Raw genomic sequence first — 23,187 nt, 5'->3', positions numbered from 1 at the left:
CGACGCAAAGAGAACGTCGAGCACTGCCGCGACGACCCCACCCGGACCTGCGGTCCGACCTCCCCTCAAGGGGGAGGTAAGCCGGCGCTTACTGCTGCGGTACCGAATCGATGATCGACTGCATGGTTTCCTGCGCATTGGCGATGGCGCCATTGACGTCCTCGCCGAAGAAGACCTCGTTGACCATCTGGTTCCACGGACCGTTGGCGGAGTTGATCAGGTCGTTGAACACCACCGAATAGGGCGTCCGACCCTTGGCCATCGCTTCGGCGGCGATCTTGTAGCGCGGGTCCAGATCTTTCAGCGCCTCGTTGGCGATGTCGCCGCGTACCGGCAGGCTGCCGTATTTCGCCAGGATGGTCTGGCCCTCGAGCGAATAGGCGAAATCGAGGAACTCCTTCACCACCGCGACCTTGGTCGTGCCCTTGGTGACGACGAAATTGTCGCCGCCGGCAAAGGACGACCAGCCGCCATCCTTGCCCGGCAGGAAGGTGACGCCGTAGTCGATGTCTGGGTATTGCGTGTTCAGCGCGCCGATGGCGAAGGCACCGGACGGCGAGATGCCGATATTGCCGGCGGCAAACGCCGCAAAGAAGTTGGAGCCGGTATCGGTCTGCGCGCCTGCCGGCACCAGGTCCTTCTTGACCATCGAGCGGTAAAGATCGATGGCGCCGCGCAGCTGCGGGCTGTCGAGCGTCGCCTTCGAGCCGTCCTCGGTGAGGATGTCGCCGCCCGAGGCCCAGATCAGCGGCGTGAATGTGAAGATGTTGCAGCCGCCGCAATTGCCGGAGAAATAGAAGCCTTTGATATCGCCGCCAAGCGCGTTGACCTTTTCGGCATAGGCCTCGATCTCGGCCCAGTTGGTCGGCCCCTTTTCAGGGTCGAGGCCGGCCTGCTTGAACAGTTTCTTGTTCCAGATCAGCACCGAGCTATCGGCGGAGAACGGCAGCCCGTAGATGCGGTCCTTGTAGGTGCCGGTTTTGACGTGCGCCGGCGACAGACTGTTGAAATAAGGCAGCGATTTCGCCCAGTCGGTGATGTCTTCCAGCTGACCGGCGGCAGCGAAGGACGGCGTGTAGATCAGGTCGAGCGACAGCGCATCGGGTGCTGTGCCGCCGGCGGCGGCAGCGCCGTATTTCGGAATGATCTCGGCATTGGGGATGATGTCCAGCTTGATCTGGTTCTCATGCCCCTTGTTGAAGGCATCGACGATGCGCGGCATGAAGTTCGAGCCGTCGGCGCGAACCCAGATGTTCGCGGTCTCGGCGGCGGCGGCCGGAAAGCTCAGGATGCTCGCGGCAATAGCGAGCCCGGCAATCATAGTTCTTCTCATGGTTCTCCTCCTGATGGTTCTGCTTAGGCCGCGCTCCCCGCACGGCGTCTTAATCTCAGCCGTCCGGTGGACGGCCGCATGACTGACGCACCACCAGCCGGCACGGCAGTTTTCTTATGCCCGGCTCGGCGGGTTCGCCGCCGACGAGCGAAAGCAAGGTGAGGCCGGCCTCGCGCCCGAGTGCCGCCAGGTTCATGTCGACGGAGGTCAGCGGCGGGCGGGTTGCCTCGGCTACGATCTGCCAGTTGTCGAACCCGATGACGCCGACATCGTCCGGCACGCCAAGCCCGCGCTCGCGCAGCGCGTCGATGACGCCGCGCGCGATCTGGTCGTTGCCGCAAAACACGGCATCGGGCTTTTCGCCCCCGCGCTTCGACAGCTTGCCGTCGAAAAGCATCTTCACCGCCTCGTGACCCCACGCTTCCGACCACGATCCGAGCAATGGTTCCATGACCGGCAAGCCTTTCTCGGTCAGCACGTCACGATAGGCCTGTGCCCGCGCGTGCACCACCGTAAAACTCGCCGGCCCGCTGACATGGGCGATGCGCCGCCGGCCAAGCCGGCAAAAATGCTCGACCGCCAGCCGCGCGCCGCCGGCATCGTCAGAGACAAAGGCGATGGCGCCGGGATCGGGCTGGGTGAAGGCGTAGATCACGGGAACGCCGAGATTGGACAAGTCGACCGGCAGGTGGCGATCGATGCGCTTGCCGGTGGCGATGATGCCGTCGACGCGCTTGTCGAGCATGGCATCGACATGCAGCTGGCCGAGGCGCTGGTCATCCTCGACATTGCACAAAAACACCGAGACGCCCTTGTCGACCAGCGCATCCGAAATGCCCGACATGACCGGCAGCGAAAACCGGCCATAGGTATCGTTGGTCAACAGGCCGACGGTAAAGGAACGCCGGCGCAACAGGCTCTGCGCCAGGCTGTTCGGGCGAAAGCCGAGCCGTTGCGCCGTCTCGCGAATGCGCTCGCGGGTCTCGGCCGTCATCCGCCCCTGCCCGTTCAGCGCTTTTGAGGCCGTCGCCACGCTGACGCCGGCAAGCGCTGCCACCTCACGGAGGGTGACCGGGTTTTTGGCGGGCGCTGGCGAGGCGTCGGAAACCATGGTGCGCGGCGAGTTCCTTGGTTGGGAAAAGGTTTTCTCTAATCACCCTGCGAGACGCCGACTGGTGAGGTCAGCAGATGCAAGCTGATTTGGGAAAAGGTTTTCTCAGAGGGAGATTAGGGGAAGGTGGTGGGGATGGCAAGAGGGGATGACAAGCAGGCGACGCGGTTGTTCGTCAATGACCCTTGCGCCATTTCCAGTCAGCCAGATGCATACTCGCGGATGACCGCAATGGGCCGTTTGCCGACCGGCAGTTTCTGGCGTCCAAAAAAGCGATAGCGGACATTCGATCCGGTAGGTCCGAGGTCCCTGACTGACCCGATTGAGACGTAGAACGCTCCATCGCGGTATCGAGCCGATGCCCGGCCGGCTCGGTCGCGCCACTTCCGGTCATTCACGACATTTTTCCAAACCGGACGATCGCGCTGAGCCCGGATCCGCTCTCAAGGAGGTGGATACGGCGCAGATAAAGAGCGATCTCGGCGCCCTTCCGGAGGTCCGGCCGCCTGCAAGGACAGACTGCTGTATTTGAGTGGGCTTAAGGAAAGCTGCTGGATACACTGGGCACGAGCCGTCGCAGGCTCCCGTAGATGTGACCAAATGAGGGCTGGCACAAATTCACGTCGCTTTCGCTTCAACCCAATGCGATTTAACTCGTAAGTCGGAACGATAAACAATGAACCAATGCCGCGACGGACATTATCCTCCATCCAGACGCGCGGTCGTGATGCAATTGCTCGGCCTTGGCGCAGCAGCCATGTTCCCCAATGCCTCGTTGGGCCAGGCTGAGCCACAACGGCCCGAACCGACGCAACATTCATCTTTACCAGTGACGTGCATGCCTGCCGCATGGCCAGCGGCCTGAACCCCAATTGCGCGAATGAGGGCAAGCCGACGCAAGCCTCCTCCGTCACATCGCTCGCCATCAATCGCATTTCCGGCGAGAGTTGGCCAAGCCGAATTGACGGGGCCGCGACGCGACTTGCGGGTGCGGGGCACAAGATCGCGGAGCCGCTCGGCGTGATCATCGGCGGCGACATGACCGATGACGGGGGCGGTCAGGTCGCGACGCCCGGCGAGGGATCACAGCTTCGCCAGTTCAGCCAGCGCCACCAGGAGGGTATCGGTCCCGATCGTATCCCTTTTCCGGTTTACACCGGTCTTGGAAATCACGACCTAGATCAAGACGGTCCACCGCCTCATGTCGATTGGTATCGGCGAGAACTGCGGGATTATGTCGAACTCAATCACCGCACGACGGTATTTTTCAAGCCGCCAGTACCGGTGTTAAATTACGATGTAGCGTCCGACAGTTACTCGTGGGACTGGGGCGGACTCCATCTTGTCCAGGCGCACCGCTTCGCGGGTGACACCACGAAAGGCGCAATCAGCGGGCTGCCCTGGCTCAAGAACGACCTCGCCACCTACGCTGCCGATGGCAGGCCAGTCGTGCTGTTCCAACATTACGGCTGGGACCAATTCTCGACGGAACGATGGGATCCCGTCAGGCGGACTTTCGACGACGACGGGTCCGGCACGCCTCACTGGTGGAGCGATGCAGAGCGCCAGGCGCTGCAGTCGCTTCTCGCGAAATACAATGTCATCCGCATTTTCCACGGCCATCAGCACGAAACCGCCATGGTCTATCGGCACAGCGGATTGGATCTCTTCAAGCCGAAAGCCGCGTTCATGGGCGGCTTTGCCGTGGTGCATGTCACGGACGACTATTTGGACGTGGTATTCGCCGAGGCGTCGGCGGCGATGGCGAGGTGAAGTTTACTAACGCCTTCAGCAAACGCCTCGGGTAGCCCTGTCCTAACGCGCTGTTCTGCTTGCAGGCTGTCGTCTTGCGAGCGCGCCGTGCCTTGGGACCGATCACGCGGGCCAACCCGCCCGAGATCAGCGTGTTCGAGGCCGACTAGCTGCACGACCGGGCGAGAGCTAGAACATCCTCCCACGAAGCGCTCGACCCCTTCGAAACACAGGATGCAAATTGCTCTTCACCAAGTGTTTCGCGGGTCACCGATATAATCTTCTGAAAATCGGCGTTGTCGGTCGGCTCGAACTGGGCTCCAAATCGCGTTAAACGCGCCTGGATGGCACCGATGGTCCAGGCAGCTTCCTTGGCGGCTCCCTTTGCCAGGAATACCCCGCTGACAGCGGCAGTCGCCAGGTTGACAACCACCGGGTAGTCATACCTCTCGCTGATGGCCAAGGCGTCGCGGGCCAACCTGGCTGCCTCTTTCCAGTCTCCTTGGTGCAGCCTGAAATGAGCCAGGTTCTGCAACAAATGACCTGGCCAGTAGGTATCCCCGAGACCTTCCAGCAGGGAAAGAGCTTCCTGATAGTATTTCTCGGCCGTCTTCTCGTCGCCTTCTGAACGGGCCCCTTCGCCGAAAGCGATCAACGCCACCACGGCCCCGTAGTCGTCGCCCAGGGCCCTGAAGAGTTCCAGCGACCCGCTTATCAGTTCGAGACCGGTTTCCAGATCTTCTCCCAACGTCACCTTGGCAATGCCCAAAATAATGCCGGAACTCGCTGCACCGGCTTGATTGCCAAGCTCCAGACAGAGCCTATGGCTTTCATTGGACAATTCGTGAGCCCTTGCAGGATCGCCCGACATGTAGCTGATCCAACCTGCTGCATCCAATATCTCGGCGAGCGGACCTGCCTCTCCTACGTGCCGAGCCTGCGCGACAGCTGCTTTCGACCACCGCTTCGCTTCAGAGAATTGGCCACGGGAGATCCAGAACCACTTCAGCGCGCAAAATAGCTTGGCCGTCCCGTCCGCGTCTGACTGCTTCATCAGCCATTCAAGAGCAGCTCTTATGTTGCCGGTCTCCTGGAAAAGCCGTTCGACGCAATCCCGTTGATTGTGCCGCATCACGTTCGGAGCATCGTCCGCGACGAGGGCGGCAAAGTAGCGGGCATGCTGCGCCTGACAATCCTGCAACGAACCCGACTGGCTCAGGCCTTGGCTGGCGTACTCTCGAATGGTGTCGAGCAAGTGGAGCCTTGGCTTCCCGAGCGTCACATTCTGATACACGAGGCTCTTTGTTAGAAGCGACTCCAAGTGTTCGACGGCCTCATCACCGTTGCACCATGGAGCCATCACGTATTCTGCCGCCGCCACGTCAAACCCACCCACAAAGACAGACAGCTTCCGGAACGCCTCGCGCTGGTCCTGCGTCAGAAGATCCTCACTCCATTGAATGGCCGCCCGCAAGGTGCGGTGGCGTGGGTCGACATCTCTCACCTTGTGCTTGAGGCTGTGCAGACCTCTGACAAGCCGCCGCGAGAGTGCGGCCGGATCCAGCACGCGTATGTGCGAAGCAGCGAGCTCGATCGCCAAGGGCAAACCGTCGAGGCGCCGACAGATTTGAACAATCTCACGGGCAACGTCGGGCGTTAGTTTAAACTCTGGACGTTCTCGCTGGGCCAGGTCGACGAAGAGCCGTACACAGGGGTTCTGCGAAACCTCGCCGAAAGGGGCCCTTCCATCGGGGAGAGGCAGCGGTCCCACGACAACTTCCGTCTCACCTCGAACGCCCAAGGTCTCCCGGCTGGTGACAATGAAAGCAAGATGGGGACATTCCTTCATCAACGACGTCACGGTCGGGGCACCGGCAATGACGTGCTCGAACGTGTCAAGAATCAACAACAAGTGCGCATCGCCGATCGAGTTGCGCAGGGACTCGATCGCAGAAAGTCCAGCTACTTCCTGTATGCCTAACGTCTGGCATATCGCAGACGGAATCAAATCTGCACTGTGGATGTTGCCGAGCTGGGCAAAGAATACGCCACGAGCGAAGGATTGTATCAGTGACCTGCCAACCACGAGCGAAAGAGACGTCTTTCCAGAACCGCCCGTGCCGGTGAGTGTGACCAATCTGCGCCCGCTTTCGAGGATAAGTCGCCGGACCTTCTCGACGTCCGCGTCCCTTCCGAAGAATGCCTCCGGCTCGAGAGCGAGATTCGTCCTGTTTGCACCCATCGACGAGATGGGCGCAAAATCGCTGGGCAGTCCTGGAACCACCAGGTCGAACAGCGCTTCCGGATAGCGCAGATCTTTCAGGCGGTGGAAGCCAAGGTCGCGGATGTGCATGCCCGGCTGAATTGCACTTTGAGAGATATCATCACGGACGGCATGCGAAATCACAATCTGCCCACCGTGCGCAACTGCACTTATTCGAGCCGCGCGATGTACTTCTATGCCCACGACCGCGGATTCATGCCGCTGCACCTTGCCAGCGTGCAAACCCATTCGCACTTTGGGCTCGCACCCCTTAGCCCATTTTTCCTTGCTGATTGCAATTTGGGCGTCGATCGCTGCCCGAACCCCAAGGTCCGCGCCGGGGAACAGCGCGAAGATGGAATCTCCGGCAACCCCGACTTCCTCTCCTCCATGCGACTCGATGGCGTTTCGAAGCAGCTCACGGTGCCGCGACAACATCAATGGATAGACATCGGCATATCTGTCAACGAGCCCTGTCGACCCCTCGATATCCGTGAACAGCATGCAGACGCTTTCACTCTGCAAGCCGTCGCTGCTGGTTAGTTGCGTTCCCATTGTGGTTGGTGTTCCATAGGTTCCTGAGCACTTGCAGGCGGAAAGAGGATGCGTCTCAAGCTTTTCGTCAGGGCGTGCAGGTCCCGCTGCTTCGCCAAGTCCGGCGTCGACAATCTCCCACTGGTCGCCAGCTCGTTCCAACACGAGACTTGGTGGGCGCACGCAAGTTCCAGCTCGGCGTCTTGAAGGTCGCTCGCCTCAGGTGAAATCCCGAGTCGCCGTGCCTCCCTCACCGCTCGATTGAATACGTTGAACCCTGTAAGAGCGGCGTCGAAGTCGAAGGAAGTGCTGATCGCGGCCCAGAGCGTATTTGCCTGCTCGACCGTCAGCTTGCTGGTGATTTCTTGTGTTGAAAGTCCATGCAGATGCATGCGGTGAATGTATCCGGAAACCACGATCCACGCCACCAGATCATCTCGAATTGCATCTATTTTGGTGCCGTCGAGCGGGTCAGGCCCACGCTCGCGCCCTTCGTCCAACAATCCGAACAGTCCAGGCCCATATTTTGGCGGCTGTGGTCGCAAAGCCCCCGTCCGCAACCATTTTTCGAGCCTGCGAAACGCCAGCTTCGCGTCCTGCCGCTTTGCGTCGGCCCCCTTGAGAAACTCTTGCGTCGCCATGGGAGGTATGACCCCGGCATCCTTGAACGCCGCGCTCCATGTGCGATGAGAGTAATGCGTTGATTTGGCAGCTGCAACGATGGAAACACCGTCGGCTGCCGTCATCACGCCAAGGTTCACGGCTCGGCGCAATGCAACACGGATATTGATGAGCGGGTCTGTCAGCGACGGATAGGGCCTATCCTCCCTGAACGTGACGGCGACTTCATCCTCGGAGGATATCGCGCGCCGCCGGTATAGGCGGTAGACGATGCCAATCCCCAGCGCGCCAGCCGGGTAACAGTCTGCGGAACGCAGCGCGCCCATGCTCGAAGCTCCGATGACGACAGCTCCGTCTTTGATGACATCAATGACCTCGCGCGGGGGAACAGCGAGTGAGCCGCCAAAGACACCATCGATTATGAGAAAAATGGAATGCTTGAGGATACGGTAGCGATAGAGGTCACCGCGCCGGCAGGGCCGCGCCACCAGGGCGTCGGGCAGAACCGAGAGAACATCCTCTCGCGGCGCCGTTGGCCCAATGAAAACGATCGGCGGCAGCTCATGCATCACAAGAGGTGTCTCGCACATCTCCAGCCGACGCGATGGCGGTCCGCGACGAAGGCGGAGAGGCCAGGCACCCTGACCCTCACGACTGCAATGCCTAGATCGTCGCGTTTCATATCCACGGCGATTGCTTGCCGGATGCCCACCGATCCCAGCCGATCGAGAATATAGTCAGTTTCGGATTCCAGATCGTCGAACGCCCTGCTTCGAAGCGCAGAGAACGGGACCATCGGCGCCTTGCAGAGCAGATGCCGTCTTGCCGAGAGCGTGAACGGCCGAGCCGTTGCGGACAGGCCGTTGAAAGTGTCTCTTGCGCCCTGAATGACGCCAACACGCGACTGGAATGCTTCGGTAACCGCTCGCCGAAGGGCCGTTTCTGTAACTGGGTCGGCTCCCCAGCCACCGAAGACATGCGTGATCGGGCCATGCTCGGTCAGGAAGGCGCGATCGACCAGCATGCAGCCGACAACCGGGATTTCCAGATCGCTGGTCAGGTCCTCAAGAACGACATCCATGCCGGCTTCGGTCGCGGACAAGACGAAGCGCTTACAGGACTCTGGAATCGAGTCCGGATCGATCCTCGCCTTGTGGGGTGGCACGCGCCCGTCATCCCCGAACAGATCGAAGAACTGATGCTGGCTCACAGCGTCTCGCTCTATCACTTCCAGGAGCGCATGGCGCAGCGCCTCCGCATAGGTAGCGGCTGCGGCCAGTCCGTTCGTATCGACATGATCCAATATTCCCTGCTTGGGCGGCGTCCTAGCGAGGTCGGCCGCGATCCAGATCGGCCGGGAACCGTATAGATCCCAGGCCTCGACCCATTCGAACTCCAGGTTCGCTTGGTAAGCGGTCCGCGGCGGCAAATCGAAATCCAGAGGATCAGCGACGTTGACACCGGATGCGCGAAGCTGCTCGAAGCTCGCACAGCGGGAGGGAGCAGCAATCCGCTCGGCCGCGACCCTTTCTACCGCCTCCATGATCGCGCTGATCCGCGCCGATCGCCGGTCCGGCCCCTTCCCCAAATGGGTCGTCAAGTCGCTTGCGAGCGGCGCAATCGCCGCGAACACCGGCGCGCCCACGCAGTCAAGGGGCGTGATATCCGCCAAGCGTGTTATTGGCAATCGGTCCAGTATCCCTTCAACCAACTCTTCAACGAAGCCAAGGTCGCAAACTCTTCCGCTTTGTGGCGAGAGTTTCCCGAAAGTCTCTGCCTTCGCGGCGGGCCAGGTGCTAAGCCGGGACGTCAGTGCCTCAGCCTTCTTACAAGCCGCAAACTGCGAAATGGTAATCTTTGTTGTGTAAGGTGAGATGAGACCCGGTGCTTTCCGCGATCTTTTTAAGAACCGTTATTTCATCAGGACTCAAGTTCGAAATCACATCGTGAACATTCGGCGGCAACATGTTCTCTTGGATGTCGGGGATTACCCCGCTGTCTTTCAAGCTTTGGAAATTCTTTGCAAAATCCGGCATCGGTTCCCCCTGAATCTCGCGATCTGGAAACAGTCTGTGAAGCAGCAATGCGAAGATATCGAGCGCTATTGTAATTGGTCTCCTGGAACTGTCCAGTCATTATTAGCACGTCATAATACATCTGAATTGCCTGAGCGCTGCGGAGGATTCTCGTTCAGGGGCAGGTGTCGTCGTGGCCGACAGTAGTGACGCTGATGACGTCCGAAGTGACGAGTTGAATGTGCACCCGAGTTCCAGCAGAATGGGTCACATCTCAGAACGCCAAGGCGAATCGGAGGGAGTTTGCCGGGAGTTCGACGGCTTGGCCCCCTCGGCTCATGAGCGCTCAGTTCGTTATGTCCTCTCATGAAGGTTGTAAGTATGTCCATCGCCAACAGTGAAAGCGTCAGGACCAAAGTCGCTCTCTGTATCGGCCCGCTCGAGGCTGCGTTCGAGAAGCTGTGGAGCCACGATCCGCTGGAACAGGTCGTCCCACCCTACCTTGTCTTGCTTCACCAGCTGATGCGGGCCTCAGTCCCGTTGATGGGCCGTGGGGCTGAAGTCTGTGAAAAGCTGGCGGCAACGGATCCTTTGGCGAGAAGGTTGGGTGCTTATTATCTCGGCCATATCGAAGATGAGCGGGACCACGATGCTTGGGCGCTCGAGGATCTTGCTTCAGCAGGTTACGATGTGGACTGTGCGCTTTCGATTGTGCCCTCGCCCCAGTTGGCCAATCTCGTTGGCTCGCAATATTACTGGCTGAACCATCACCACCCGATCATGCTGATGGGATACATCACAGTTCTCGAAGCATTTCCTCCTTCCAAGCAGCGTGTCGATGAAATCCGAGATCGGTCGGGCGTTCCTGAAGCGGCATTCAGGACATTGAGAATTCATGGAGAGCTTGATCCGACACATAGTGCCGAGATCGACGACACATTGAATGAACTCCCGCTGGGCAAAATCCATCTCGAAATGATTGGCGTGAGCGTCCTTCATACTTGCGAGTGGCTCTCCAGGAGCGTCCAATCCTTGAGACCCGTCGAGTCTTTGGCGAGAAGGGTTCGCTGACATACGGCAACCGCGTTCGACAGGTCGCATAGCCGACCTGCTCGTTCGCTGTGTGCAAGGTGTAGCCAGCTCACCGTCTGCACAATTTGGTGATGTAGAAGTGACAATTGTGCGCCGCATCGAGCAGAGTCTCTCCAGGCGCACACAGGTGCTCCACGCCAGACCGGGCGAAGCGGACGCGCGTTGGGCCAGCGACAGCCGATTGCGGAGGCATGGAATTGCCCACCGCGCCCCCGAAACTTTCCTCATGATACTGCGAGAGTGCGTGCCGATCTCCGCGAAGCAGGCCCGAACCGTCTGCATAAACGGCTCGGGGCCGCAAACGTAAGACGTGCGTGGTGAAGGTCCGGAACCAGCCGCAAGAGCATGGGGCCGTCGATCCGACCCTTAGGGCCCTGCCACGCCGAACCTTCCTGGCTGCAGATGAAACTTACATCGACATTGGAGAATCGCGCGGCGAGCGCCTCCAACTCGGAGCGGAAGGCGATGTCGTCCGCCGTCCGAGCGCAGTGAATGAAACGGATGTCATGGCCAGATGCCCGGTCGGTTAGCGCCCGCACCATCGACATAACGGGAGTGATGCCGCTGCCGCCCGAAAGGAAAAGCGGCTTCTCGCATGGTAGATCGTCGAAGTTGAAACCTCCGACAGGCCCTTCTAATTCAATGTCGTGGCCTGCCCGGAGATTATCGTGGAGCCAGTTTGAAACGAGGCCGCCCTTCACTCGCGTCGACGCGTGGGAGGATCACCCAAGCTTGGTAGCAACGGCTGGCTTCGGTAGCTCCAGCCGTAGCTCGAATGTCTGCAACGGAGAAGCCTGATCAACGTCCGGAATTGGCGCAACTACGATGTCCAGAGTAATCGCCGGCAACGTCTGCTATCGGGCAACAGCAAAGATCACCTCAATGGCCGACATTGGGCGCGTTGCTGCCATTCGCAACGCCGAGAATGAAGGTCTCGAACGGGTCAAAAGCGACAGTTCCAACTCTCCCCTTCGCGAGGCGCACCCCTGCACCGACCACCTTCCCGCTTTAGCTCGTTCATAATGTCAGCCGTTTCGGCCAGCAAGGCATCGATCTTCATGAAATGGAGCAAGCGGTATTTCGACACCGCCGGGCGGATCAAGATGATCGAGCTGACACTGCCTCACCTTGTTGGCAATGATCGACCGCATCATCAGTTGCGCGGCGCCGAACATCGGGTCGACTGAGGTCGGGTGTCCGGCGACGCGCCTCACTGCTTGAAGCAGTGGTCGCGGTGCCATTGCAGGAAATGAGCATGCGGGCGTTCAAACTGTCGGCGAGGCGGAAGCGCGCGACGGGTCTTGTTTATGAATGCCTGCACGCTGTCGAGGTCGTTGACCTGTCGCGAGATCAGAATTTCCAAGTCATCGGATAGGCTGATCAATCCGCGATCGAACATCCAGTGTGCTGTACCAGACAGTGCGATCCCATTGTTGATGACATCCGGGCCGTTCGCTTCGACCGGTCGAATATGGGCGGCGGAAACTTCGGCCCGGCCGCCGCCATTGATCAACTTCAGTCCCGTGATCGCGCACCGCTTATCATAGGCGCGCAAGACGATGCGACGAAAAATGCGATCCCGCACAATTCGCGATTCGATGTAGCTTACGCGATCACGGCTCTGCTCGAATTCGAATGGCGCCTGCTCATCCTGAAAGCCAGCAGATGTACCGGTCTCATCAACGCGCGGTAGCAACAACTCATTCGTCTCCAGGCCCAAATCGATAATGCGGTTGAAGTCGCTTGGACTGATCGGCCGGACGGCCGATTGGGCGCGACCGGAAATCCGCTCTTGGTCGTTGAGCAAGCCTCGTTCAACGAGACCGTCAGTTCCGTTGAACGGGACAGGATTGACGAAATCGAGATAGGTTCCGAGCTCAATCAGAGCGAGATACATATCAGGCGTCACAGGATCGGGAATGACCTGTTGGACTTTGGCTACCGCGTAATAGCCACGGGTATCGGATACCTTGCTAGGCTCGTAGTAAATGATCCAGTCACCCACGCATGCTTCGACACGACGTAGATACGGGCGAGGAAACTGCTATTGCTCTGCGGGGCGGTCGTTGTAGATCGAATCTGGGCGGTGAATGAAGACCCCGAATCCCATGAGCTTCCTGCAATGCGTTCTTTGGGAATATCTGCGTCAGATGTAACACCAATCCGATCTTGGGAACTTAGTCCAGGTCGGAGAAGCTTTTCCCCATGGTATCGGTCCTTTGGAGGCGAATAGGGAAAGCCCCTAACAAGCGACCGCGCTATTTTCACGGAACGTGTCGCGAAAGGCCTGTGACAGAAGGAGAGCGCCATGCGAAAACTCATCGTCACCGAATTCATCAGCGTCGATGGCATCGCCGAGGTCGAGAGGCTGCCTGGCGTGACCTGGAACGATGAAATGCAAAGGTTCAAGGAGGATGAGCTTGCCGACAGCGGCGCCATGCTTTTGGGGCGCACGACCTATGAGATTTTTGCCGGCTCATGGCCCAAGGAAACCGGAGATTTCGCCGACCGGTTCAACGCGCTGCCGAAATATGTCGCGTCGACGAGCTTGAAGGCGCTCGACTGGAAACCGGCCGAGCTGCTGAAGGGCGCATTGCCGCAAGCGGTCAGGCAACTAAAGCAAGGCAGCGGCGGCAACATCTATGTGCATGGCAGCCTCAGCGTCGCGCAGGAATTGCTGCGCCATAACCTGGTCGACCGCGTCAGGTTGCTCAGCTACCCCAGCGCCGTCGGCCAGGGCAAGCCGCTGTTCCCGTCCCGCGAGCAGGTGCCGCTCGAGCTGATCTCGGCCACGCAATTCAGCAACGGCGTGGTGGCGCTCGAGTATGCGGCTGTGGTTGCGAAGTCGTGATGAGCGAGCGCCGATGTCGGCCAATCTCCCCACTCGTGGGGAACTCGTGGGGGAGATGCCCGGCAGGGCAGAGGGGGCGCGAAAGAACGCAAGCATTTGAGTTTTAGCTGCCGTAACGGCGCAGTTGCGATTTAGGTTGGCGGGACAGAGCCCCCTCTGGCCTGCCGGCCATCTCCCCCACAAGGGGGAGATCGGCAGCTTCAGCCTACGACGCGCTACTGGACGGCTCGCTGAAGCCCGGCGGAGCGCGAGCTTTCGCTGCGGCTAGGCGTGTCGCGACCGCTACTGCGAGAGGCGCTGCGCTCGCGTGCCATGCTCGGCTTTCCTGGACATCCGCCACGGCAGGGGCCGCCGCCGTCGCGCTCGCGCGCCATCAGGGCCTGCCACAGCCTCGGTAGGCTACCGCGAGACTGTGACAGCGGCTCGGTTGGACAATTCACGACACAGTTTGCAGTACCTATAAAGTGCCAAGCGGCATCAGGCGCCGCCCATATAGATGTCCATGATCTGTCGGTCGTTGCGGACATCTCCGGGCGTGCCTTCGAAGCGCTTTTCTCCGGCGGCCAGGATATAGAGCCGGTCGGCGATCGGCATGGCCTCGCGAATATTCTGCTCGACCATGAGAATGCCGATGCCACGCGCGGTCAGCACCTTGATGCGCTCCAGCGTCTCGCTCACCATGGCCGGCGAAAGGCCGGCGGACGGTTCGTCGAGCAGGATGAAACGCGGTTCCGACACCAGCGCGCGCGCCAGCGCCAGCATCGCCTGTTCGCCGCCCGAAAGGGCTCCGGCCGTGGTCTTGCGCCGCCGCGCCAGCGATGGATATTGGTCGACCAGAGCCTCGATGCGCCTGTCCACCAGCTTCCGGTCGGCAATGGCGTAGCCGCCCATGCGCAGATTTTCCATCACCGTCAGCCGTGGAAACACGCCGCCGCCCTGCGGCATCAGTACCAGGCCCTGGCGCACGACTTCATGGACCGGCAAATTGCTGATCGTTTCGCCGCCGAGCCCGATTGTGCCGCCCCATACCGGCAGCGCGCCGGCGATCGCTTTCAGCAAGGTCGACTTGCCGCAGCCATTGGGGCCGAAGATGCAGGTGATCTTGCCGGCTTCCGCGACAAGGGAGACGCCATGGACGATCTCCTGCTTGCCGTAGCCCGCAACGACGCTGTCTGCGACCAACGTGCTCATTGCGGACGCCCTAGATAGGTCTGCATGACTTCGGAATTTTGCACGATGTCCTCGAACGCGCCGCTGGTCACCACCCGCCCCGAATCCATGACGATGATGCGGTCGCAGACATTGCGCACCATTTCCATGTCATGCTCGATGACGAAGAAGCTGGTTCCCTGCTCGCGCAGCCTGGCGATCGCTTCCAAGATGATCTTGCGGATGTTGGGGTGGACGCCGGCCGTCACCTCGTCGAGCAGGATGAGGGATGCCTGGCGCATGATCACGCGGCCGAATTCGAGCAGTTTCTGCTGGCCGCCGGACAAGTCGGACGCGCGGTTGTTGGCGACCGGTTCGAGATGCAGCAGCGCCAGCGTCTCGTCCGCCCGCTGTTGCGCGCCATCCCAATGACCCTCGGCAGCCGCGGCCAGAAGGTTCCCGCTGACTGTCATGTTCTCGAACAACGCCGGGATCTGAAAGGTGCGCGCGAGGCCGAGACGGGCTATCGTATAGGCCTTTTTGCCGCCGATCTCATGGCCGTCGAACAGGATCTGCCCGCGATCGGGCGTCTCCATGCCGGCCACGAGGTTGAACAGGGTCGATTTGCCCGAGCCGTTGGGGCCGATGAGGCCGGCGATCTCGCCGCGTCCGACCTCCAGGTCGACGCCGGCGGCTGCCTGGATGCCGCCGAAATGCTTGTGCACGTCGCGAACGAAGAGGATGGGCTGGTCGCCTGGCGCGGGCGCTTGCGCCGTCATGCTCACGAGCGTCCTCCCTGGCGGGAGCCGAGCAGGCGTCCGAGCACCGTGTCGAGCACGCTGCCTGATTTCCCGCTTCGCCGCGCAAACAGGCCGGCGATGCCGTTGGGCAGGAACAGCACCACCAGGATGATGGCGGCGCCGAGAATGGCGATATAGAAGGCGGTATCGCCATAGTACATCCAGATAAGCCGGTTGACGAAGAACAGCGCGACGCCGCCGATGGCCGGCCCCCACAGGCTGCCGAGCCCGCCGAGCAGGACCATGACGACCATCTGGTCGGTGATGTCGCCGCCGAACACGCTCTTTGGATTGATGAAGGTCACCCAGTAGGCGAAAATACTGCCGAACACGGAGGCGACGACGGCGCTGAGCACGAAGGTCTGCAACTTGACCAGCGAGGTGTTGATGCCCATGGCTTCGGCCGCCGGTTCGTGATCCCGTAAGGCCTTGACCTTCAAGCCGAAGCGGGAGCGCTCGAACAGCAACCAGGTGAGGAAATAGGTCAGGACGGCGGCCGCGAACATGGCGAAATAGAAGAAGCGCTCGTTGAGGAAGGGAGGCAGGCCGATACCGCCGGTTCCGCCGGTGAAATCGACGACGGTGGCGAACTGCATGAGCACTTCGGCGAAGGCCCAGGTGGCGATGGCGAAATAAGCGCCGCGCAGCCGCAATGTCGGCGCGCCGATGACGACCGCAAACAGGGCTGTGACGATCATGCCGATGGGAATGGTGGCGAGGAACGGCACTGCGAAATCCGCGCCCATCAGGATGGCGGTGGCGTAGGCGCCGATGCCGAAGAAGGCCGAATGGCCGAAATTGATGTAGCCGGCATAGCCGCCTAGCATGTTCCAGGAACAGGCGAGCCCCGCCCACATCAGCGCGCCGGTGGCGATGCGCAGCCAGTAATTGTTGACCAGCACCGGCAGCAACGCCAGCACGACGAGGATGACGACGAGGAGAAGCGGGCCGGCCCAACGATTTTTCATGGTCTGGGCCATCTCACAGTCCGCGCCGCAGGATGCCGCGCGGGGAAATCAACAGGACAAGGAAGAGCGTTGCGAAGATCGCGAGATGCGAGTAGCTGGCTCCGCCATAAGTCGCGACAAAGGCTTCGATGACGCCCAGAAGCAGGGCCGCCACAAGCGCGCCGCCCAGCGAGCCCAGCCCTGCCAGCACGGCGACGAAGAAGGCGAACAGCGTATAGCGCAGGCCGATCTCCGGATTGACCGAATAGATGCCTCCCATCAGAACGCCCGACATCGCCGTGATCCCCGCGTAGAGCCCGTAAACATTGGCGCTGAGACGCCGGATGTTGACCCCCATCAAGGCGGCGTTCTGGCGATTTTCGGCCGTCGCCCGGATCGCCAGCCCGTAGCGCGTGCGAAAGAGAAAGAAAAACAGCCCGCCGGCGATGAGTACCGCGAACGCCGCCGCCGCCACCCGGATCAGGGGCACCGTGACCGGGCCGATCATGATGCTGTGACCGCTAAGCGCCGTCGGCACGCTATGCGTATTGAAACCCCAGACGGTCAGCATTCCGCCGCGCAGCAAGGTGAAGATGCCGAAGGTCAGCGCAAGCGCCATCAGTTCGGGTCGCGCCGTGCGGCTGTTTCGAACATTGTAGATCATCGGCCCCATGAGATAGCCGATCGCGCCGAACAGGACGAAGGCCATCGGCATGGCGAGGAACCCGTCTATGCCGAGAAAGGCCGCCATGTAGTAGGCGAAGTAGCCGCCGAGCACGACCCACGCGCCGACCGCAAAGTCGATGACATGGAGCACGCCGAAGATCAGTTGGAAGGCGATCGAAAACGTGGCGATGACACCGCCTATCAGTAGGCCGTTGAGCAGGGTTTGAAGAAAAAGATCCAATGGCAAACCTGTCCGTCAGTCCAAAAAGTCCGCAACATGCTTTTGGCGCGAGTGTGAATAGACGCCCGCAGTATAAAGCCCAACCTACATCCTGGCCTTTGGAAGAGCCGGCCGTCATCATGCTGCCCGCTGGCGTAGCAGGCGACGGCGAATAGCGACTCCGCCCGGCCTCAAATCGCGATTATTTCCAGGCCGGCAACGGGTAGATGAACTCGGCCGCGGCCGCTTCCTTCGGGCCGACAGCGACGGTCTTTCCATCCTGGATCTGGATCATGACTGGCACCGGCTGGATGTTGTCGTGATAGTGGTCGCCTTCTTTCTCGAACTTGATCGGTCCGTAGAAAGTCGTGATGTCGGTGTCGGCGATGGCGTCCTTGAGGGCGACGCGGTCCTCGGGGGTGAGCGAAGGCTTCTTGCCCAGTCGCTTGGCGGCGTCGGCGAAGACGAGGCCGCTGGCCGAGCAGGCGGCTTCCGTGTAGTCGGGCTCATGGCCGAACTTTGCCTGGGCCCGCGCGACATAGTCCTGTGCGGTGCCGAACAGGTCGTCCTTGTAGGGCACCGTAGGCAGCCATACGGCGACGCCGGAGGTGCCGTTCGCATCGGCGCCGAGCGCTTCGGCGAAGGCCGGATTGGTCACGCCGTAATGCATGATCAAGGCCTTCGGCCGATAATTCAGCGATTTCGACGTCTTGATCACATTTATCAGCGGCTCTTCATGCCCGCCCACCGCGACGATGTCAGGGTTGAGGGCGGCGATTTTGGACATTACGGGGGTGAGATCGCCGGAAGCTGGAACGAGCTCGTAGGCGACGACTTCGAGCCCCGCTTCCTTGGCGCCGCGCTGGAAGCCTTCGCCGGTCTCCTTCGAAAAGGGTTCGTTGACGCCGATCACCGCGATCGTCTTCGCCTTCGGGTTTGACAGCGCCACCAGCACGCCCAGCGACTGGCCGGATGTCGTGTCGACGGAAGGGATGATGCCGAAATTGAATTCGGGCTTGGCCAACCAGACATTGGGCGACTCGGCCGAGCCCGAAATCATCGGCACCTGGTATTTCTGGCAGATCGGCTGAACGGCGATTGTCGAGCCACTGGTGTAGGGGCCGAGCAGGAAATCGACCTCGTTCTGCACGATCAGCCGTTCGGCGGCGTCGGCGCCGGTGGCCGGATTGCTCTGGTCGTCGCCATAGAACATCTCGACCATGAAACGCTCGCCGCCGACCTCGACGCCGCCCTTCTCGTTGGCCGCTTCGGCCCAGAGATCGTAACCGTTCTTGGTCAAATTGCCGCCCGAAATATTCTCGCCCGACAGAGACGTGATGACGCCGGCCTTGAAAGTCGCCGCCTGGGCGCGCGCGGTCCGCACGAACGGCATCGAAATCGTGCCGCTGGCAAGCGCCAGGGCGCTGCCGCCGAGAAACGTGCGTCGAGAAAAGCTTACGTCCTTCTTTGGCATGATGGTCCTCCCGCATTCGTTCCTAAAGTTGCAGGATATGTCCGCACACCGCACAAATCTACTGGAAACGCTCGCTGCAGCTCTCTGAAAATCCATAGTTGCAGCGCACCACAGCACTTCGTGCTGGTCGTCCATGTGGTGACCCGCGCGACAGAAGCCATGTTCGGCCCTCCCTTTCCAATGCCGCTGAGCTTTTCGCCCGTCCGGTCATGGATTTCCGTGACCTCCGGCGTCAGAGTGTCATTGCAAATCAGCCATCTCGTTCAGCGGCCGGATTTCGATCTTGCTCGGTCCCGGCATGGGATTGGGGCAGCGCTTCACCCAGGCGACCGCCTCGTCCATGTCCTTAAAATCCCAGAGTCAGAAGCCGGCGACAACTCGCGGCTCTCGGCCAACTGCCGTCTCGACCATTTGCGAATAGCACCCATGGCATCAAAAGAGGGCCTCCTTCCTTCCCCTAGTCCGCCCCGTCGGTTTTTGCCCGCTCGATAAATTTCCCCGCGACCGCTTTACCGAGCGCGGCGCCGGCCCGGTTGTCCATTTCATAGTGGATGCCTGCCCAGACGCGGGAATCACCCGCCTCTTTGCCAACCGCCCGGATGAACTCTGCATGGCCGGGAAACAGGTACGCCAGGACCTCGCATCGGGCAGTCGAGAGCGCGGAGTGGTTCGACGGATAACTGGGATGAGCTGGCACCGCGAACAGCGGGGTGATGCTCGCGTCAAGCATGTTGGGCCGCAGATACCAATAGGCGTACTTCCCGTCGTTGCTTGCAATGAAGGCGTCGTAATAGACCGTTGCGAGCATGGCGTAAGCCCGCGCGGCACGCGGCGGGTTCGTATCCGTCTTGTCCTCGAACATCCACTTGCTGGCATAGTCATACCAGTCGGTGAACAGGCCGGATGGGCTTTGCCAGTAGAACGCTTTGTAGCTGTTAGGGAATTTTCGTTCAGACTGTCGGATTGCATCCATCTCGGCCTTTACGGCCGGGGACTGGCAGTCGGGCGGCGCCGGCGGCCTGAATTCATCGGGTGCAGCCAGCACGATCGGCTTCCAGTTTGGCATGTTTGCATTGGCGGGTTTGGTCCCGACCCACATGCACGGCCCGGTCGGAACAGTGCCGCTCCACGCTGCATCGGAGCCATCGGCCTTTGCCCGCGCAATCACCTGCTCTGCGACCCTGCGCCCCAACTCCAGGCCGGCGGAAGAATCGCTTGGGAACTGGACACCGGCAAGGACACGCGACTGTGCCGCTTCTTCGGCCATTGCCTTGAACGACGATGTCTCTTCGGGAAAGAAATAAGCAAGAACGGTCGCGGCAGCTCCGGCGGCTGCGGCATGCTCGGACGGATAGGAGGGACTCCGCGGCGGCGGCAGCGCAGTCGCCAGTGTCGCGTCCGCCTCGCTCGGGCGCGGCCGATTGTAGAAGTACTTCGCGTCCCAGGCAGCAATGGTGGCGTCGTACATCGCCATCGTCAAATAGGAGTAGACGCGGTGCGCATTTGGAATCTGCTGGTTTTCGAGAAGGCGATTGTTGACCAGATCGATCCATCGGTACCCAGGCGAGCCGGCGTCCCAGAAGGTGATTTTGTCGGCGGCAGCCGGATCCTTTTGCGCCAAGAGATCCCGCATCTGTGCCAATTCGGCTGCTGCGGCGGAGGCGTCAGGCGGCGGCGGGACTCGGAAGTCCTCGCCAGACGTGATTACCCACGTCTTCCACGTTCCAGCCTCTGGTTCTATCAAATCTGATTGGGCGAAAGCGCAGTTCCCTGAAAAAAGGATTACCGCACAGGCCTTGCCAAAACCGCTAAGCATGCGAGCCTCCCATAGGTTGCCCCGCCAAAGACGGAGGGTTTTCCGTTTTCAAACTTTTATTTTAGGAAAATCTAATTATACCGCGAGAAGCTGCCGACTAAAAGGATAAAAGCTAGAGCCCGGCAGCATTGTGAAAGGGCACGTCCGAGGGCAAACTGTCTTCCTGATTTGCACCCACGTCCTACCCTGCCGGCCACATTGACTGGCACTTTGACCAAGGCGCAAGTCAGCACCGAGATCGTGTTCACGAAGTCAGCGTTCAAGCTGCAGTAGGGCAAACTATGATGGGCTGGGAACTTGCGCGGTTACGCTATGCAATCGACTGATAGGTTGGCGGGACAGCGCCCCCCTCTGGCCTGCCGGCCATCTCCCCCACAAGGGGGGAGATCGGCAGCTTCAGCCTCGGCGCCCCTGCCCGCCTGACGCCACGTTCTGCTCAGCCGCAACAAGGATCTCGACAAACCTGGTCACCTTGGGCGGCCGGAACCTCGCGGCGGGGTAGACTGTGTAGATGCCTCCGGAGGGCAGCTGCCACTCGGGCAGGACCTGGACGAGCCGGCCCGTGGCCAACTCATCCCGCACCAAAAAATCCGGCAGCACCGACAGGCCGGCACCGGCGCGGACGGCCGCCAGCACTGCCGGCGTCGCGTCGATGGCGATCGTTGCCTGCATGCGCACGGTCTGCTCGGCGTCGCCGCGCGAAAATTGCCATAGCAGCGGTTCGCGCAGCGCCATGTTGGCGACGAAGGGCAGCCCGGCCAGGTCTTGCGGTTCGCCGGCCTGGAAGCGCCCGGCGAACCCGGCGCCGCACACCATGAATTGCCTAAATGTGCCGATGCGTCGTGCCTGCAGGCTGGAATCGGCCAGCCAGCCGACGCGGATCGCCACGTCCATTCCACCGGACGCCAGGTCGATAGTGTCGTCGCCCAGCGTCAGCTCGACCCGGCAGGCGGCATAGCGGGTGCTGAATGCGGCGACCACCGGCACCACCGCCGAGGTGCCGTAATCGTTGGGCGCCGCGATGCGCAGCGTGCCGGTCGGCTCGGCGGCCGCCTGCGCGAGCTCGTCGAAGGCATCCTCGGCCTGCTGCAGAACCTGCAGGCAGCGGGCATGGAATGTCCGGCCGGCCTCGGTCGGATGGACGCGCCGCGTCGTGCGGATCAGCAGCGTCGTTCCGACATCACGCTCCAGCCGCGCCACCTGCTGGCTGACGACCGCCTTGGTTATGCCCAGCCGCTCGGCGGCCCGCGTGAACGAGCCGGCATCGACCACCGCAGCGAAATAGGCCAGCCGGTTCAGGTTCATGCGCGGCTCATGGCTAATGCGACCTCATTGTCAGGCAATAGCATACATTACGTCTATTTTGTTGGCCTTCAATACGCATTCCGCCTCTGCCATCTTCCCGGCATCGAGGCTGCGCCGGAAGATGCGCCCGCCCGAATTCCGCATTCTCAAGCCCAGGAGAGATCCATGTTCACACGGAGAGCCATCATGAAAACCACCCTCGCCGCCGGCGCCGCTGCCATCTTCGCTCCCGCCGGACTTGGCCGTGCAGCCGCAGGGCTTTCCTGGAAACATTTTCCGGCTGGCGAAGACGGCTTCTTTCGCGCCCCGGTGCTGATCACCGGCGCCTCCGAGGCGCTGCTGATCGACGGCGGTTTCACCTATTCCGACGGCCAGGCCGTGGCCGAGGCGATCAAGGCGACCGGCAAGACGCTCACCACCATCTATGTCAGCCAGTCCGACCCGGACTATTATTTCGGCCTCAAGCCGATCAAGCAGGTTTTTCCGCAGGCACGGGTGATCGCCGCTGCCGAGACGGTGGCCGCCATCAACGGCAGCGTCGACAAGAAAATCGCCGTCTGGGGGCCGCAGCTCAAGGAGAATGGCCCGCAGGCGCTCGCCGATGTCGTCATCCCCGAAGTCTTCGACGGCAAGAGGCTCACCGTCGATGGCGAGACCATCGAGATCGTCGATGCCGAAGGCCTTGCCAATCGGCGCTATCTCTCGGTGCCGTCGCTGAATGCGGTGTTCGGCGGGGTGATGATTTTTTCGGGCGTGCATGTCTGGACCGCCGACACGTCGGGCAAGGAACAGCGCGCCGCCTGGCTCGCCAATCTCGAAAAGATTGTTGCCGCCAAGCCTGAAATCGTCGTGCCCGGCCACATGACGCCGCAGGCCGCCACCGACCTTTCGGGCGTCGAGCACACCAAAACCTATCTCATCGCCTTCGAGGAAGAACTGGCCAAGGCCAAGGACGCGGCCGCGCTCAAGACCGCCATGGAGGCCCGCTTCCCCGGCCTCGGCATGGGCGTTGCGCTCGACATCGGCTCCAAGGTCGCCACCGGCGAGATGAAGTGGGGCTGAGGTACGACCTTGGTTCCTCGCCCCCCACCGAAAGGCATGGCCTGCCGGCCAGAACTTGGGTTCCTCGCCCCGCGCGAAGCGGGGGGAGAGGTGGCCGCGAAGCGGCCGGCGAGGGGGCTTTGTTTTGAGGGGCAGTCCCCGCACCCGGGGCGGCGGGGCGCGCCCCCCCCACCCCC

At 61.1% G+C, this 23,187-nt stretch carries 18 protein-coding genes and 3 pseudogenes; 5 read left to right on the top strand and 16 right to left on the bottom strand.

The window, feature by feature from the left end:
- Nucleotides 1-88: 88 nt before the first annotated feature.
- Together AC0L2Z_RS16965 and AC0L2Z_RS16960 are read right to left on the bottom strand one after the other, a co-directional pair.
- Entirely contained in the window at nt 89-1,333 is a 1,245-nt protein-coding gene (locus tag AC0L2Z_RS16965; RefSeq protein ID WP_287347310.1) for an ABC transporter substrate-binding protein, read from the bottom strand.
- A gap of 55 nt (nt 1,334-1,388) precedes the next feature.
- Nucleotides 1,389-2,444 carry a LacI family DNA-binding transcriptional regulator gene (locus AC0L2Z_RS16960; protein WP_473628831.1) on the bottom strand — a complete coding sequence of 352 codons (1,056 nt, stop codon included), beginning with the start codon at nt 2,442-2,444 and terminating at the stop codon, nt 1,389-1,391.
- Nucleotides 2,445-3,293: 849 nt separating this feature from the next.
- Here AC0L2Z_RS16960 and AC0L2Z_RS16955 point away from each other — a divergent pair.
- Entirely contained in the window at nt 3,294-4,217 is a 924-nt protein-coding gene (locus AC0L2Z_RS16955; RefSeq protein WP_473628830.1) for a metallophosphoesterase, read from the top strand.
- A 145-nt stretch (nt 4,218-4,362) separates the two neighbouring features.
- Here the strand turns inward: AC0L2Z_RS16955 and AC0L2Z_RS16950 are convergent, their stop codons facing one another.
- The 4 genes from AC0L2Z_RS16950 to AC0L2Z_RS16935 form a co-directional block, all read right to left on the bottom strand.
- Nucleotides 4,363-7,014: an adenylate/guanylate cyclase domain-containing protein gene (locus AC0L2Z_RS16950; protein WP_473628829.1), complete on the bottom strand. Its 2,652-nt coding sequence runs from the start codon at nt 7,012-7,014 to the stop codon at nt 4,363-4,365.
- Nucleotides 6,999-8,183, bottom strand: a complete 1,185-nt coding sequence (locus AC0L2Z_RS16945) for a TfuA-like protein (protein WP_254019648.1) — start codon at nt 8,181-8,183, stop codon at nt 6,999-7,001. Before AC0L2Z_RS16945 ends, AC0L2Z_RS16950 begins: the two co-directional genes overlap by 16 nt.
- On the bottom strand, nt 8,183-9,301 hold the full coding sequence (locus tag AC0L2Z_RS16940) for a YcaO-like family protein (RefSeq protein ID WP_473628827.1): 1,119 nt from the start codon (nt 9,299-9,301) through the stop codon (nt 8,183-8,185). Before AC0L2Z_RS16940 ends, AC0L2Z_RS16945 begins: the two co-directional genes overlap by 1 nt.
- A gap of 139 nt (nt 9,302-9,440) precedes the next feature.
- Nucleotides 9,441-9,650, bottom strand: a complete 210-nt coding sequence (locus AC0L2Z_RS16935; RefSeq protein ID WP_031255812.1) for a hypothetical protein — start codon at nt 9,648-9,650, stop codon at nt 9,441-9,443.
- 360 nt (nt 9,651-10,010) lie between these two features.
- Between AC0L2Z_RS16935 and AC0L2Z_RS16930 the strand changes: the two genes are divergently transcribed.
- A complete protein-coding gene (locus AC0L2Z_RS16930; protein ID WP_023801609.1) occupies nt 10,011-10,700 on the top strand; it encodes an iron-containing redox enzyme family protein in 690 nt (229 codons plus the stop codon).
- A 245-nt stretch (nt 10,701-10,945) separates the two neighbouring features.
- On the opposite strand, the gene AC0L2Z_RS16925 is transcribed toward AC0L2Z_RS16930, so the two are convergent.
- From AC0L2Z_RS16925 to AC0L2Z_RS16915, 3 genes and pseudogenes are all read right to left on the bottom strand, one after another.
- Nucleotides 10,946-11,422, bottom strand: a complete 477-nt coding sequence (locus AC0L2Z_RS16925; RefSeq protein WP_473628825.1) for a ferredoxin reductase domain-containing protein — start codon at nt 11,420-11,422, stop codon at nt 10,946-10,948.
- Between the two features lie 242 nt (nt 11,423-11,664).
- Nucleotides 11,665-11,917, bottom strand: a pseudogene (locus tag AC0L2Z_RS16920) (patatin-like phospholipase family protein); the annotation flags it as partial.
- Nucleotides 11,918-11,931: 14 nt separating this feature from the next.
- A pseudogene (locus AC0L2Z_RS16915) lies at nt 11,932-12,831 on the bottom strand (HNH endonuclease).
- A gap of 198 nt (nt 12,832-13,029) precedes the next feature.
- Here AC0L2Z_RS16915 and AC0L2Z_RS16910 point away from each other — a divergent pair.
- Both AC0L2Z_RS16910 and AC0L2Z_RS16905 read left to right on the top strand, forming a co-directional pair.
- Complete coding sequence (locus tag AC0L2Z_RS16910) at nt 13,030-13,572, top strand: dihydrofolate reductase family protein (protein WP_473628823.1); 543 nt, start codon at nt 13,030-13,032, stop codon at nt 13,570-13,572.
- Between the two features lie 243 nt (nt 13,573-13,815).
- A pseudogene (locus AC0L2Z_RS16905) lies at nt 13,816-13,921 on the top strand (GntR family transcriptional regulator); the annotation flags it as partial.
- A 128-nt stretch (nt 13,922-14,049) separates the two neighbouring features.
- Here AC0L2Z_RS16905 and AC0L2Z_RS16900 read toward each other — a convergent pair.
- From AC0L2Z_RS16900 to AC0L2Z_RS16870, 7 genes are all read right to left on the bottom strand, one after another.
- Nucleotides 14,050-14,763, bottom strand: a complete 714-nt coding sequence (locus AC0L2Z_RS16900) for an ABC transporter ATP-binding protein (RefSeq protein WP_192355631.1) — start codon at nt 14,761-14,763, stop codon at nt 14,050-14,052.
- Nucleotides 14,760-15,500 (bottom strand): ABC transporter ATP-binding protein, encoded by a 741-nt coding sequence (locus AC0L2Z_RS16895; protein WP_473628834.1) that lies wholly within the window; start codon nt 15,498-15,500, stop codon nt 14,760-14,762. Before AC0L2Z_RS16895 ends, AC0L2Z_RS16900 begins: the two co-directional genes overlap by 4 nt.
- Before the next feature lie 2 nt (nt 15,501-15,502).
- Nucleotides 15,503-16,489, bottom strand: coding sequence for a branched-chain amino acid ABC transporter permease (locus tag AC0L2Z_RS16890; RefSeq protein ID WP_473628821.1), 987 nt, complete (start codon nt 16,487-16,489; stop codon nt 15,503-15,505).
- A gap of 13 nt (nt 16,490-16,502) precedes the next feature.
- Nucleotides 16,503-17,375, bottom strand: coding sequence for a branched-chain amino acid ABC transporter permease (locus AC0L2Z_RS16885; RefSeq protein ID WP_473628820.1), 873 nt, complete (start codon nt 17,373-17,375; stop codon nt 16,503-16,505).
- Between the two features lie 181 nt (nt 17,376-17,556).
- The gene (locus AC0L2Z_RS16880; protein ID WP_128176816.1) at nt 17,557-18,828 is read right to left on the bottom strand and encodes an amino acid ABC transporter substrate-binding protein; all 1,272 of its coding nucleotides are present in this window, start codon (nt 18,826-18,828) and stop codon (nt 17,557-17,559) included.
- Nucleotides 18,829-19,285: 457 nt separating this feature from the next.
- Nucleotides 19,286-20,644: a phosphatase PAP2 family protein gene (locus tag AC0L2Z_RS16875; protein WP_245277790.1), complete on the bottom strand. Its 1,359-nt coding sequence runs from the start codon at nt 20,642-20,644 to the stop codon at nt 19,286-19,288.
- Between the two features lie 396 nt (nt 20,645-21,040).
- Nucleotides 21,041-21,949, bottom strand: coding sequence for a LysR family transcriptional regulator (locus AC0L2Z_RS16870; protein ID WP_473535494.1), 909 nt, complete (start codon nt 21,947-21,949; stop codon nt 21,041-21,043).
- A gap of 165 nt (nt 21,950-22,114) precedes the next feature.
- Between AC0L2Z_RS16870 and AC0L2Z_RS16865 the strand changes: the two genes are divergently transcribed.
- Nucleotides 22,115-23,011 (top strand): MBL fold metallo-hydrolase, encoded by an 897-nt coding sequence (locus AC0L2Z_RS16865; protein WP_287260915.1) that lies wholly within the window; start codon nt 22,115-22,117, stop codon nt 23,009-23,011.
- Nucleotides 23,012-23,187 lie beyond the last annotated feature (176 nt).

This window comes from Mesorhizobium sp. WSM4850, from assembly GCF_055811735.1.
The sequence above is the reverse complement of the archived record's forward strand: the minus strand, read 5'-3'. Positions and strand labels throughout refer to the sequence as shown.

Bases quoted from the DNA above. Each gene is read 5' to 3' on its own strand.
- AC0L2Z_RS16865 (WP_287260915.1), top strand. From the start codon at position 22,115: ATGTTCACACGGAGAGCCATCATGAAAACCACCCTCGCCGCCGGCGCC.
- AC0L2Z_RS16880 (WP_128176816.1), bottom strand. From the start codon at position 18,828: ATGCCAAAGAAGGACGTAAGCTTTTCTCGACGCACGTTTCTCGGCGGC.
- AC0L2Z_RS16935 (WP_031255812.1), bottom strand. From the start codon at position 9,650: ATGCCGGATTTTGCAAAGAATTTCCAAAGCTTGAAAGACAGCGGGGTA.
- AC0L2Z_RS16870 (WP_473535494.1), bottom strand. From the start codon at position 21,949: ATGAACCTGAACCGGCTGGCCTATTTCGCTGCGGTGGTCGATGCCGGC.
- AC0L2Z_RS16875 (WP_245277790.1), bottom strand. From the start codon at position 20,644: ATGCTTAGCGGTTTTGGCAAGGCCTGTGCGGTAATCCTTTTTTCAGGG.
- AC0L2Z_RS16950 (WP_473628829.1), bottom strand. From the start codon at position 7,014: ATGGGAACGCAACTAACCAGCAGCGACGGCTTGCAGAGTGAAAGCGTC.
- AC0L2Z_RS16960 (WP_473628831.1), bottom strand. From the start codon at position 2,444: ATGGTTTCCGACGCCTCGCCAGCGCCCGCCAAAAACCCGGTCACCCTC.
- AC0L2Z_RS16895 (WP_473628834.1), bottom strand. From the start codon at position 15,500: ATGACGGCGCAAGCGCCCGCGCCAGGCGACCAGCCCATCCTCTTCGTT.
- AC0L2Z_RS16945 (WP_254019648.1), bottom strand. From the start codon at position 8,183: ATGCATGAGCTGCCGCCGATCGTTTTCATTGGGCCAACGGCGCCGCGA.
- AC0L2Z_RS16900 (WP_192355631.1), bottom strand. From the start codon at position 14,763: ATGAGCACGTTGGTCGCAGACAGCGTCGTTGCGGGCTACGGCAAGCAG.
- AC0L2Z_RS16965 (WP_287347310.1), bottom strand. From the start codon at position 1,333: ATGAGAAGAACTATGATTGCCGGGCTCGCTATTGCCGCGAGCATCCTG.
- AC0L2Z_RS16955 (WP_473628830.1), top strand. From the start codon at position 3,294: ATGGCCAGCGGCCTGAACCCCAATTGCGCGAATGAGGGCAAGCCGACG.
- AC0L2Z_RS16890 (WP_473628821.1), bottom strand. From the start codon at position 16,489: ATGAAAAATCGTTGGGCCGGCCCGCTTCTCCTCGTCGTCATCCTCGTC.
- AC0L2Z_RS16910 (WP_473628823.1), top strand. From the start codon at position 13,030: ATGCGAAAACTCATCGTCACCGAATTCATCAGCGTCGATGGCATCGCC.
- AC0L2Z_RS16930 (WP_023801609.1), top strand. From the start codon at position 10,011: ATGTCCATCGCCAACAGTGAAAGCGTCAGGACCAAAGTCGCTCTCTGT.